The organism is Bradyrhizobium sp. Rc3b, from assembly GCF_900114915.1.
Taxonomy (GTDB): domain Bacteria; phylum Pseudomonadota; class Alphaproteobacteria; order Rhizobiales; family Xanthobacteraceae; genus Bradyrhizobium.
In genome coordinates this window covers 677,213-689,653 of the sequence record NZ_FOUS01000001.1, presented here as the reverse complement: position 1 = coordinate 689,653, position 12,441 = coordinate 677,213, and the positions used below count along the sequence as shown (strand labels likewise).

General features: G+C 64.5%; 11 protein-coding genes, 1 tRNA gene and 1 pseudogene. 6 read left to right on the top strand and 7 right to left on the bottom strand.

Annotated features, from left to right (window positions below):
- Entirely contained in the window at positions 1–414 is a 414-nt protein-coding gene (gene rnk / locus BM190_RS03210; RefSeq protein ID WP_018321175.1) for a nucleoside diphosphate kinase regulator, read from the top strand.
- A 269-nt stretch (positions 415–683) separates the two neighbouring features.
- Here rnk and BM190_RS41830 read toward each other — a convergent pair.
- From BM190_RS41830 to BM190_RS03195, 3 genes and pseudogenes are all read right to left on the bottom strand, one after another.
- A pseudogene (locus BM190_RS41830) lies at positions 684–1,343 on the bottom strand (tripartite tricarboxylate transporter substrate-binding protein); the annotation flags it as partial.
- A gap of 214 nt (positions 1,344–1,557) precedes the next feature.
- Positions 1,558–3,645, bottom strand: coding sequence for an acetate--CoA ligase family protein (locus BM190_RS03200; RefSeq protein ID WP_092251801.1), 2,088 nt, complete (start codon positions 3,643–3,645; stop codon positions 1,558–1,560).
- A gap of 3 nt (positions 3,646–3,648) precedes the next feature.
- Positions 3,649–4,440, bottom strand: coding sequence for an enoyl-CoA hydratase/isomerase family protein (locus BM190_RS03195; RefSeq protein ID WP_092251997.1), 792 nt, complete (start codon positions 4,438–4,440; stop codon positions 3,649–3,651).
- Positions 4,441–4,633: 193 nt separating this feature from the next.
- On the opposite strand from BM190_RS03195, the gene BM190_RS03190 reads away from it, so the two are divergent.
- Together BM190_RS03190 and BM190_RS03185 are read left to right on the top strand one after the other, a co-directional pair.
- On the top strand, positions 4,634–5,410 hold the full coding sequence (locus tag BM190_RS03190; protein ID WP_092251799.1) for an IclR family transcriptional regulator: 777 nt from the start codon (positions 4,634–4,636) through the stop codon (positions 5,408–5,410).
- A 307-nt stretch (positions 5,411–5,717) separates the two neighbouring features.
- Positions 5,718–6,149: a DUF6841 family protein gene (locus tag BM190_RS03185; protein ID WP_092251995.1), complete on the top strand. Its 432-nt coding sequence runs from the start codon at positions 5,718–5,720 to the stop codon at positions 6,147–6,149.
- A 79-nt stretch (positions 6,150–6,228) separates the two neighbouring features.
- Here BM190_RS03185 and BM190_RS03180 read toward each other — a convergent pair whose 3' ends face one another.
- From BM190_RS03180 to BM190_RS03165, 4 genes are all read right to left on the bottom strand, one after another.
- Positions 6,229–7,131: a hypothetical protein gene (locus BM190_RS03180; protein WP_092251797.1), complete on the bottom strand. Its 903-nt coding sequence runs from the start codon at positions 7,129–7,131 to the stop codon at positions 6,229–6,231.
- A 124-nt stretch (positions 7,132–7,255) separates the two neighbouring features.
- Complete coding sequence (gene queD / locus BM190_RS03175; protein WP_018321167.1) at positions 7,256–7,612, bottom strand: 6-carboxytetrahydropterin synthase QueD; 357 nt, start codon at positions 7,610–7,612, stop codon at positions 7,256–7,258.
- Between the two features lie 84 nt (positions 7,613–7,696).
- A tRNA-Arg gene (locus tag BM190_RS03170) sits at positions 7,697–7,773 on the bottom strand.
- 260 nt (positions 7,774–8,033) lie between these two features.
- Positions 8,034–9,533, bottom strand: coding sequence for a sensor histidine kinase (locus BM190_RS03165; RefSeq protein WP_092251795.1), 1,500 nt, complete (start codon positions 9,531–9,533; stop codon positions 8,034–8,036).
- A gap of 364 nt (positions 9,534–9,897) precedes the next feature.
- Here BM190_RS03165 and rpmH point away from each other — a divergent pair, with 364 nt between their 5' ends.
- From rpmH to yidC, 3 genes are read left to right on the top strand one after another with little or no spacing between them, the layout of a single operon-like run.
- A complete protein-coding gene (gene rpmH, locus BM190_RS03160; protein WP_008542748.1) occupies positions 9,898–10,032 on the top strand; it encodes a 50S ribosomal protein L34 in 135 nt (44 codons plus the stop codon).
- A 28-nt stretch (positions 10,033–10,060) separates the two neighbouring features.
- Complete coding sequence (gene rnpA / locus BM190_RS03155) at positions 10,061–10,474, top strand: ribonuclease P protein component (RefSeq protein WP_092251793.1); 414 nt, start codon at positions 10,061–10,063, stop codon at positions 10,472–10,474.
- 16 nt (positions 10,475–10,490) lie between these two features.
- Entirely contained in the window at positions 10,491–12,344 is a 1,854-nt protein-coding gene (gene yidC / locus BM190_RS03150) for a membrane protein insertase YidC (protein ID WP_018321164.1), read from the top strand.
- Positions 12,345–12,441: the final 97 nt, after the last annotated feature.

Here is a 12,441-nt window from a genome sequence, read left to right as displayed (position 1 = left end):
ATGCACAACTTCGAAACCGAGATTCGGCGAGACCAGCCGGCGTTGCCGCCGATCAAGATCACTGAAGACGAATCGCGGCGTCTCAGCTCGCTGGCGAATTCGACCATGGATCTGTTCCCTCGTGTCGCCCAGTTTCTGGCGCGCGAACTGGAACGGGCGTCGGTCGCCGCAGAGAACGATTTGCGCGGCGTGGTCAGGATGGGCTCCAAAGTAACCTATCGTGATGACGGGACAGGTGCCAGCCGGGAGATCGTGCTGGTCTATCCGCACGAGGCGAACATCGAACTCAACCGGGTCTCGATTCTGACGCCTGTTGGAGCGGCCCTGATTGGCCTCTCGGTGGGGCAGCGGATCGAGTTCGAGACGCCGGACAAGCGCACCAGGGGGCTGACCGTTCTCGCCGTCTCCGAATGAGGGCTGTCATCCGACCGAGCAAAACACTCTAGCGAGGACAGATAGCGGAGCGTGCTTGCGCAATGTTCCGGCAATGCGCAGGCGCCCTCCTGCTGTCCTATTGCACCTCGATGTTGGCGTCCTTGACCAGCTTGCGCCAGCGTTCCTCCTCCTGCCCGACATAGCGATCGAGCTGTTCCGGAGCGCCGCCGACCATGATGAGGCCTTTTGGCCTCCAGCTTCTTGAACGCGCCGGACTGAACCGCCTTTGCGATTGCCTGATTGAGACGCGCAATCACCGGCGCGGGCGTCTTGGCCGGAGCGTACAATCCGTACCAGGATTCGGCGGCATAGCCGGGCACCCCGGCCTCGGCGACAGCAGGCAATTGCGGAAATGCCGCCGAACGTTCGGCGGACGTGACAGCCAGCGCCCGGAGCTGGCCCGCAGCCACCAGCGAGGCCGCGCTTGCCACGGTGGTGAACATCACGTCGATCTGGCCGCCCAAGAGATCGCTGATCGCGGGCGCCGCACCCTTGTAGGGCACCGCCGTCATCTTGACCTTGGCCATCGCATTGAACAGCTCGCCGGCGAGATGGGCCGAGGTGCCGGTGCCGAATGTCCCGAAATTGAGCTTGCCCGGATTGGCCTTGGCTTCTGCGATCAAATCGGAGATCGAGTTGATCTTGGAGGCCGGGTTGACGACGACAATATTGAAGGATCGCGCGATCAGCGATACCGCCGCGAAATCCTTGTGCGGATCGAACGGCAGCTTTTTGTACAGGCTCGGATTGACCGCGTGCGCGAAGGTCGCCATCAGGAGCGAATAGCCGTCGGGCTCGCTGGTCGCCACCGTCTGGGTCCCGATGATGGTTCCGGCGCCGGGCTTGTTCTCGATGATGACGGACTTGCCGAGATCCGTCTGGATCTCCTGCGCCGTCGTTCGCGCCATGATGTCGGTCCCGCCGCCGGCTGCGAAGGGCACCACGATCTTGATGATCTTGTCGGGATATTCGGCGCGCGCCGGCGTCAGTCCGAGCCCCGAGACGACAGCACAGGCGAGCACGACGAGACCTCGCCGGCGCCGCACGACGACACCCTTTCCGCGCGCGCGATCATGATTGATGATTTCGCCACTGGCCATAAGAAGCTCCATCCGATTTTGTTCAGACATTGAGAACAACCAATCCGTCTGCCGCCTTCACGCCCCGGCCCGCCGGCAGCACGAAGACCGGATTGATTTCGGCCTCGACGAGGCGATCACCGAGCTGCGCAACCATGCGCGAGAAAGCGACGACCGCTTCTGTGAGCGCTTCGACATCGCATTTCGGCCGGTCCCGAAAACCGTCCAGCAACGGCCAGGTGACGAGATCACGCACCATCGCGAAGGCCTCGGCCTGGCCGAGGCTGCCGTCCGGTGGCAGCAGGCGCATCGTCGTGTCCTTGAACAGTTCGGCCGCGACGCCGCCCATTCCGAGGAGGATGGCCGTTCCCAAGGGATCGCGATGCATTCCGAGAATGATCTCGACGCCATCGGAAACCATCTCCTGAACCAGGAATTGGTCGGGCCGCGTCCCGACCCTGGCCTCGACCTCGTCTGCCATCGCCGTCAGGCGGCCACTGATCGTCTCGGCAGTCAGGTTGACCGCGACGCCACCGACATCGCTCTTGTGCGCGATCTCGCGAGAGAGAATCTTGAGCACGACCTGGCCGCCGAAGTCTCGTGCGGCCTGTTCCGCTTCGCTCGCCGTTGCGACCATTTTCTCCGCCACGACCGGAACACCAAAGCGGGCGAACAACGCCTTGGCTTGAGCCTCATCCAGCGATCCCGCCGGGAAGTCGCTGACATCGGCCGCCGTCAGGGGCAAGGTGGGTCTCTGGACCTGCTCCGGCACTCCGGCCCGCAAGAGCCCGTCGAGCGCAGCGGCGCAGCTTTCGGCGGACGTGTAGGCCGGGACGCCTCGGCGGGTGAGGACGGAAACCACCTCGGGCGCGTAGGGGCTCACATAGGCAATGACGGGCTTGTCGCTCAGCGGCAGGCAGTCGTGGATGGCATCGGCCATCAGGCTCGGCGATCCCACAGCCGACGAGCCGGCAATGACGACCAGCGCATCGTAGGAGGGACTTGCGAGCAGAATGCGGATGGCGGCGCGCAGCAGATCCGGCTGCAGGCCGGCGAGGGTCACATCGATCGGGTTGCGATCGAGGTTGGCTTGCGGTCCCGACTGCAGCGCGCGCAATTGCGCGGCCGTCTCAGCATCGGGGGCGGGTGTCACAAAGCCGGCGACGCCGAGACTGTCTGATACGATCGTGCCGGCGCCGCCGGTCGAGGTGAGGATCGCAACACGCCGGCCGGACAGCTTCCGTCCCGCACCAAGGGCTGCGGGAATATCGAGCAGGTCTTCGAACGTTTTGGCGCGGATCACGCCGACTTGCCTGAACAAGGCGTCATACATGCGATCGGAGCCGGCCAGCGCGCCGGTGTGCGAGACCGCCGCCTGTGCGCCCGCTTCCGATCGACCGATCTTGAAGGCGACAATTGGTTTGCCGGCGCGGCGCGCTTTCAAAACCGACTCGCGAAAGCGAGCCGGATTGCGGATCGCCTCGACATAGAGCGCGATGACCTTGGTTGCGCTGTCGTCGGCGAGAAAATCGATGAAATCAGCGAGGTCGAGATCGGCCTCGTTGCTGGTCGACACCAGCTTCGACAGACCGACCCCGCGCGCCGCGGCGCGCGACAGCAAGGCGCCGAGAATGCCCCCGCTTTGCGAGATCAATCCGATGGATCCCGCCGGGAAGTCATCCATCGCCAGCGCGCCCGACGCCGACAGCACGATATTGTCGGTGAGATTGACGAGGCCGATCGTGTTCGGCCCGAGGATCCGCATGGAGCCGGCGGCCTGCATGAGCTGCTTCTGCCGCTCGGCGCCTTCCGCCCCTGTTTCAGTGAAGCCACTGGCAAGGACGATCGCCGCGGCGGCGCCCCGCTCGGACAATTCGCGCACCGCGACGTGCGCGCGCTCGGCACCGAGCAGGACAAGGCCGACGTCAGGCACATCGGGCAGCGAGGCGATGTCGGGGTAGCAAGTCAGACCGCCGATGCTCGCGACTCTCGGATTGACGGGATAGATCGCGCCCGCAAAGCCATGCTGCCGGAGATAGGACACCGGCCGCCCCGACGTCTTGCTCGGGTCCGCTGAAGCGCCGATGATGGCGACGCTGCGGGGCCGGATCAGGCGTTCGATCGCATCCATGGCTCAATCCTTCGACGCGGATTGCGCAAGGAACGCGGTCACCGCGTCGCGATGCTCCGCGCTGGTGTAGCAGATGGCCTGCGCCTGGCTGCCGAGACTGAAGATGTCGTTGGCGGAATGCTCGAACGTCTCGTTCAGGATCTTCTTGCCCAGCGCCAGCGCGGTGGGAGAGCCTTGAGCCAGTTCGGCCGCCCAGGCCTGCGCGGCCGGCAGGAGCTCGCTCGAGGCCACCTTGCGATCGACGATGCCGAGCGCGAGCGCTTCGTCAGCCTCGACGACGCGTCCGGTGAAGATCAGCTCCTTGGCCTTGGGAAGCCCGACCCGGCGCGGCAGGAAATACAGGCCGCCGCCGTCGGGGATCAAACCGCGCTTGATGTAGGACCAGGTGAATTTCGATCGCTCCGTTGCCATGACGAAGTCGCAGGCCAGCGCAGTGTCCGCGCCGAGACCCGCCGCGGCGCCGTTGACGGCGGCGATCGTCGGTTTCGGCAGGCCCAGCAGCAGCGACTGCACGTGATGCACGCCCTGCTGACGGCTCCATCCGTTGAATGCGACGTCGCCCTGCGGCGCCTCGAGCCGGCGCTTCATTCCGCTGATGTCGCCGCCGGCGCAGAACGCACTGCCGCGCCCCGTCAGCACCAGAGCCTTGATCGCTTTGTCCCGGGCCACGGTTTCGAGCGCAGCGACCAACTCCGAGCGCATGTCGTCGCTCATGGCGTTGCGTCGGTCCGGCCGGTTGAATGCAATCGTCGCGACACCCGCCGCGACTGAAAATTCGATGAGCTGATAGGACATGGCAAGCTCCTTGGTTCGAGTCGGATCGATCACCGCGACGCATTGCGGATGTCGAATGCCGATTTCGGCGGTGCCGTTTCCTCGTTGAGCCCCAGCACGGCCGGGCATTCTTCTTCCCGGTGCTGATAGCGGCTTGCGCCCGCCGGAACATCCCCCTAATTCCACTTAGTGGAAACGCCGGACGGAGGCTGATGTGGCGCAGCTGCGCACATATGCGGGCGGGGTTGACGGCAACCGGTCGCTCGAACGGGGCATCGAAATCCTCCGGGCGTTCCGGCCCGGCGTCGACACGCTGGGCAACGGCGAGATTGCGGAGCGAACAGGACTGCCGCGATCGACGGTCAGCCGGCTGACGCGAACGCTGGTCAATTCCGGGATGCTCGACGAAGTCCGCGCGATGCGGACCTACCGGCTTGCCGCGTCCGTCATCAGCATCGGTCACGCCATGCGGACGGGATCACCGGTGCTCAACGCGATCGGACCGATGATGCGGGCCGAATCGGCCAAGCGCCGGCTCAACGTGGGCCTCGCGACGGCGGATCGAGCCATGATGGTTTACCTGGAGTCGATCCGCTACAGCCCCCGAGCGGCACTGCGGAACGTCGTCGCGGGTCAGCAGGTCCCGATGGAGTTGACGTCGCTCGGGCGCGCTTATCTGGCCGGCATTGCCGAGGCCGAGCGCGAGCGATTGCTGAGGCAGTTCAAGCGGCGTAGCGCGGCGGCCACGAAGGCGCTGCTTGCGGACGTCAGGGCATCGATACGCTCAGTCGAACGCAACGGTTATTGCGCAGTGTCGTGGCAACCCGGCGTTCTCGCCGTTGCCACACCCATCGTGCTGGCCGGGCTTCCGGTCTACGCCCTCAACATGAGCCTGCAAAATGTCGAGCGGTCCGATGCGCTGGCCGGCGAACTTGGCGCGTACCTCAACGCGTTTGCGGCAAAGTGCAAGGAGGTGCTGGCGGGCCAGTGAAGCCGATTGGCCGCCGCTTCGCTACCGACTGGCCCTACGCGCCCTTGGCTTAAGCTCGCGGCAACTTTCCGTTTCAAGATGCGTTGAGCTTCAACACGATCCGGAGAAGACGGCGGCAACGTCAAGATCGGGGACCTCTAGCTGCGATCGCCGTCGGTGAGTGCTGACTCGCCGGGACGGCAAATGGCTGATCAAGGCGCTCGACAACGTAACCTTGACGAACCCACGCACGGCGAGCTGGTCCTGCGAAAGTGACGTCAGCGGAGACTTCCGATCCCGACACGCGTTGGAGGCGACTATGAAGACGATGGAGACGAACGTCAGGAAGCTGTTCGAGCGATATGAGAGTATCTCCAAGGCGTCTCTGCGCGGCGACGTGAACATGGATGAAGTCGCCGCGCTCTACGCCTCGGAGTTCATCGCGGCCACACCCGCCGGCGTGATGACTGGGAAGAACGACGAGCATCTCAAGCAGGTCCTTGCTAAGGGCTATGCCCACTACCGCGCTATCGGAACAAAGGCGATGGAGATGCGGGGGCTCCGCATCGCGCCATTGGACGAACACCATTGCGTCGCCCACGTCTCCTGGAGAGCGATGTATGTCCGCAAGAACCAATCCGACGTCGTGATTGATTTCGACGTCCACTACCTCGTCCAGCATTTGGGCGCAGAGCCCAAGGTCTTCGGATGGGTGTCGGGGGACGAGCAGACCCTTCTGAGGGAGCGCGGCGTCATTTGACGCTGGCCAGCGTCCTACGGGCTAATCTAGGACGGTGAGCCAAAGGCGCATCTCTCGCCGGCAATGTCGTACGCCGCCGCTACAATTTCCCATAGACCCGCCCGGCGACCGCCTTCAGGCGCTCGACCGAGCCGGATTCCGGATGCGGCTTGACCGGGGCAAACACGATCGAAGCCTGCCTGCCGTTCTTCCAGACATAGATGGTGACGGCGTTGCCGTTGCCCTTGGTGCAGGAATGCTCACCGAACGCTTCACCACCGAGCTCTTGTATCGCCACGTGCTTGCAGGGACCTGCGCGCTTCATCATGCCGATGGCGGTGTCCCGCGAGGTCGCGATCACCGCGACGATCATGGTGTTGGCGTCGCGATCGAACATCATGCAGCTGCCCGCGCCGGTGCGCTGGACCGTCAGCGTGCTCTTGTCGAGAAAGCCGTCGGCATCCGCGGCCGTGAGCCACTCGCAATTGCCGAACCGCTCGCTGCTCTTGCTCACGCTGGCGATGGCCACGCGCGCGGCTTCGGTGACCGGCCCGAGCAGCGCGTCGTCGGCACGCCGGCCGACCGGATAGACGGTGATCTGCAGAATGTAATCGCCGGACAAGGCGACGACCGAGGCCTCCTGGCGCTCTGCGCCGGCCGCGCTCGTTCCGCCCTGGCCTTCGTCGCCGATCCCGGCGACTGCGTTAAGCGGCATGCGCTCGCCAAGCGTCTTGACGAAGGTCGCGTACAATTCCCTGGCGCGGTCCTTGTCCGGGTTGCGGAACACGGAGAGCATCATCGTGTCGCCGCGCCCGGCCTGGTAGATGCAGCCACGGCCGTCCTGATTTGAAATCAGCGACCATTTGAGCGCCGGCATCGCGGCGGCGAGATCCTTGGCGCTGATGAACGGGCAGGTTTCAGCCGCGCGCGCGGGAAGCGCGGGGATGGCTGCGATTGCAAGGAACAGAACGAGGCAGGAGAGCAGGCGATCGATGGTACGCATGGGACGTACTTACTACCGAAACGGTGCGCCCGGAACAATTCGAACGCCCCCCTCAGATCCGTCCTTTGATGCTCTATCCAGCCGAGCCAAGGACGGCCCGCGCCGGATCAGCGCAGGGCCATCGCTACTGCCCGTTATATTCGGCCCAGCAGTCCGCCGTTTCATAGACACGGACCGCCGACAGCTGTCGAAGGCTCGGCTTCAACCGGTCCCAGATCCAGATCGCGATATTCTCGGCGGTCGGGTTCTCGAGGCCTTTGACCTCGTTCAGGCAGTGGTGATCCAGCGCGCCCAGGATGTCGGCGAAGCTTTTTTCGATGTCGAAGAAATCCGCGACGAAGCCGGTATGCGGGTCGACCGGCCCGTCCAACTGGACCTCGACCCGGTAGGAATGACCGTGCAGCCGGCGGCATCGATGGGTCTCGGGCACGTTCGGCAGCCGATGCGCCGCCTCGAACTTGAACGCTTGCGATATCTTCATTCCGCTCCTCACACGGCGTCACCATCCGGTCTCGGGCCCGTCTGGCGACCAGATGCTGCTAGGTCCTGACCTTTCGGCGAAGAATGGCGCGCCCGGAACGATTCGAACGTCCGACCCTCAGATTCGTAGTCTGATGCTCTATCCAGCTGAGCTACGGGCGCGTTTTTCGCAAACAGCGCGGGCTTGGCCCGCAGGCAGCCCCCGGCAAAGCCGGAGGGGGTGCGAAAGAGCGCTCTGACTAACCGCTCTTGCCCCGATTGGCAAGGTCCGGGATGGGGAGATTTTGCAGGGAAATGACGGTTTGGATGTCATTCCGGGGCGATGCGCAGCGCCGAACCCGGAATCTCGCGCCAATGCTCGGGATTCCGGGTTCTCGCTACGCGAGCCCCGGAATGAAGGGAGATTATAGGCCTCTGGCCGACTACGCCCTCTGCCGCTCGTTGCGGATGGAGAGGAGCTCGACGGGGCGGTCGGGAATGACGATGCGGAAGGTGGCGCCGATGGTGCCTTCGACCAGGTGGATATCGCCGCCATGGGCGCGGACCAGCTCGGCGGCGATGGCGAGGCCAAGGCCGCTGCCGCCGGGGCGGCCGGAGGTCTGGAACGCCTCGAACAGGTGCTCCCGGGTCTTCGGGGGGACACCGGGGCCGGTGTCGGAAACCTCGAGAATTGCGACCGCGCCCTCGCGTTTTCCCGTGATCCGGATCTGCTGCACCCCGCCCTCGCCGGAGGCGTGACTTTCCAGCGCCTGGGCGGCATTGCGGACGAGGTTGAGCAGCACCCGGAACAGCTGATCGGGATCGGCATCGACCGCAAGACCGCGATCGATCGCGGCGACCCAGGCGATCGAGGCGTCGGAGGCGAGGCCCGCGGTCTCGCGCACCTCCAGCACGACAGGCTCGATCAGGATCATGCGACGGTCCGGTGCGGCCTCCTGGGCGCGGCCGTAAGACAGCGTCGACTGGCAGAAGGCGATGGCGCGCTCGAGCGAGCGCACCAGCTTTGGCGCGAAGCGCTGCACCCGCGGGTCCGGCACGCTGGCGAGTTGGTCAGACAGCAGCTGGGCCGAGGCCAGAAGATTGCGCAGATCGTGGTTGATCTTGGACACGGCGAGGCCAAGGGCGGCGAGCCGGCTCTTCTGATGCAGCATCGACATCAAATCGCGCTGCATGTCCGACAATTCGCGCTCGGCGACCCCGATCTCGTCGCTGCGCTGGCTCGGCACGATGATCCCCGCTGAGCTTTCGGGGTTCTCGTGGAAGCCGACCAGGCTCGCGGTCAGCCGCCGCATCGGGCGCACGAAGAGATAATGAAGCGCGAGGTAGACGAGGCCCGCGGTCAGCGCCGCGATGATCAGCGCGACCACCACGACGTTGCGGGAGAACCGGTACATCTGCTGCCGCAGCGGCAGCTCGTCGGTGACGATCTCGATGAACTGGGCATTGCCGACGCCGGGCCCGACGATGCGGATGGCCTGATTGCCGGTCTCCAGCATCATCCGGAACGAGCCGGTGATCGCCTCCCATGCCGTCATGTCGCGCAGGTCGATGTCATGCTCGATGGCAGCCGGAATGTTGTCGCTGGCGAGCAGCCGGCGCTGCTGGCCCATCTTGATGGCGACGGCGCGAGCATTGATGCTCTTCAGGATCTGCCGCGACAGCGAATCAGGAACCATGCCGAGCGGCGCCGCATCGAGCACCAGCGCCGCGGTGTTGGCGGCGGCGACGCGGTCGTTCAGCCGATTGACCCAGAAGTTGGCGATGGCGGGCACATAGAGCAGGCTGGCCGCGATCATCACCAGGGGAACGGTGAGCAACAACAGCTTGCCTGACAGCCCGAGGCCGCGCGTCCCGCGGGGGCGCATCGCCGGCTGGTCCGGCTGATCCTGATCCTGGATCGGCTGGAGGTCTGTCGCTGCCACGAAAGTCGCCCTCGCTGCCTTTGGCCGGTAAAGGATTGGCGGTATGAAGATGCGACCCGACCCCGGTCCGGTCAAATTACGGATCGCTAATCTGCCGAGGTGGGATGTAAGCGCTGATATCGCGAGTCGCCACCTCAAGGGTTAAAAACCCCGCACAAACAGCGATATTCACCGGAATCGTGCGCTTGTGCGGCGTTGACGAAAAGAAGGCACTCCCTTATAAGCCGCGCAAATTGTCCGCGATGACCCGGTGCGACACCGGGAGCGGCTCTCTTGGGGCCGGAAACGGCTCGTTTTGGGCCGCATCTTCCGGACTTTACCATCAATTCTACAGGCAAATTGCCCGGTCAGCGGAGAAAAACCCGTGAAGCGGACTTATCAACCCAGCAAACTGGTGCGCAAGCGCCGTCACGGCTTCCGTGCTCGTCTCGCCACTGCCGGCGGCCGCAAGGTTCTCGCCGCCCGCCGCGCCCGCGGCCGCAAGCGTCTGAGCGCCTGAGCCGGACCCCCTTTTCCGGGATTTCATCATGGATCGGCTGAGGCAGCGGGCGGATTTCCTCGCCGTTGCCAATGGCGCGCGGGTTAACAGTCCCGCGTTCGTCCTGCAAAGCCGCCCCCGCGATGACGGCGGCCCGATCCGGATTGGCTTCACCGTTACCAAAAAGAACGGCAACGCCCCCGCGCGCAATCGTATCCGGCGCCGGCTTCGCGAATTGGTGAAGCGGCTCGATCCGGTGTCGATGCAGCCCCATCATGATTATGTCCTGGTCGGACGAAGCGGCGCGCTCTCGCGCGACTTCGCCACCATGCTCGACGATCTGCGCATGGCGTTCACGAAGCCGGCGCGGCATACGGCCAAGGGACCTGCGAAGGGACGCGGCCCGAGGACTGACCGTACCGGGCCCCGCCCCGCTCCTGCTGCCAGCCGCAAACCGGATTGATGACGAGACCCCAGAGATGACCGACAATCGCAATACCATCCTCGCCGTCATTCTGTCGGGCCTCGTCCTGATCGCCTGGCAATATTTCTACAATGTTCCGCAGATGGAGAAGCAGCGCGCCCAGCAGCAGACGCAGGCCGAGCTCCAGAAGACCACGCCGCAGCCGTCGGCCTCCGCGACGCCGGGCGCGGCGCCGCAGCAGCCGGGCAACGCCGCTCAGCCGGCAACGCCGGGCGCGAACCAGCAGGCCCAGCCCGTGGTGGCGCGCGAGGCCGCCATTGCAGCCAGCCCGCGCGTGAAGATCGACACGCCGCGGATTGCCGGCAGCATCGCGCTGAAGGGCGGCCGCATCGACGACATCGCGCTGGTGCAATTCCGCGAAACGGTCGATCCGAAGTCGCCGCCGATCATCCTCTATTCGCCCTCGGGCACCGCGGAGCCCTATTACGCCGAATTCGGCTGGGTGGCGGCGACAGGCGTGACGGCGAAGATGCCTGATGCCCAGACCGTCTGGCAGCAGGACGGCAGCGGCAGCCTGACGCCGACGACGCCGGTGGTGCTGAAATGGGAGAATGGCGATGGCCTCACCTTCCGCCGCACCATCGCAGTCGACGACCATTATCTCTTCACCATCAAGGACGAGGTGAGCAATGTCGGCAATGCGCCGGTTACGCTCTATCCGTTCGCGCTGATCTCGCGCCACGGTGCGCCGCAGGTCTCCGGCTACTACATCCTGCATGAAGGTCTGATCGGCTATCTCGGCGACCAGGGCCTGCAGGAATATGCCTACAAGAAGATCGACGAAAGCAAGAAGGTGGACTTCAAGGTCACCAACGGCTGGCTCGGCATCACTGACAAGTACTGGGCCTCGGCGCTGCTGCCCGATACCAATGCCCAGCTGCAGGCGCGCTTCTCGTCGAACCCATCCGGCAACGTCCACACCTACCAGACCGATTACCTGCTCGACCCCGTCACCGTCGCGATCGGCGGCACTGCGACCGCGAACGCGCGGCTGTTCGCCGGCGCCAAGGAAGCCGGCGTGGTCGGCGTATTTCCGTTCGCCGGCCTCGGCGGCTACAACAAGGAGCTGGGGCTGAACCATTTCGATCTCTTGATCGACTGGGGCTGGTTCTACTTCATCACCAAGCCGATGTTCCTCGGCCTCGACTTCTTCTACCGCTTCTTCGGCAATTTCGGCATCTCGATCCTGCTCGTGACCGTGATCGTGAAGCTGCTGTTCTTCCCGCTGGCGAACAAGTCCTACGCCTCGATGGCGAAGATGAAGTCGGTTCAGCCGCAGCTGCAGGCGCTCAAGGAGCGCTACCCCGACGACAAGGTGAAGCAGCAGCAGGAGATGATGGAGATCTACCGCAAGGAGAAGATCAATCCAGTCGCCGGCTGTCTTCCCGTGCTGATCCAGATCCCCGTGTTCTTCTCGCTCTACAAGGTGCTGTTCGTCACCATCGAGATGCGGCACGCGCCGTTCTACGGCTGGATCAAGGACCTCTCGGCGCCGGATCCGACCAACCTCTTCAACCTGTTCGGGCTGATCCCGTTCGATCCGACCACGATCCCGGTGTTCGGCCACTACCTCGCGCTCGGCATCTGGCCGATCATCATGGGCATCACGATGTGGTTCCAGATGAAGCTGAACCCGACGCCGCCGGACCCGACGCAGCAGATCATCTTCAACTGGATGCCGCTGATCTTCACCTTCATGCTGGCGGGCTTCCCGGCGGGCCTCGTGATCTACTGGGCCTGGAACAACCTGCTCTCGGTGATCCAGCAGAGCTACATCATGCGCCGCAACGGGGTGAAGGTGGAGCTGTTCGACAATCTCAAGGCGACGTTCGCGAAGAAGGCGACGTAAGTCTCACACTCTGTCATTCCGGGATGGTGCGAAGCACCAGACCCGGAATCTCGAGATTCTCAAGTGCGCAATAGCGCACCAGAGCTCGATGCTTCGC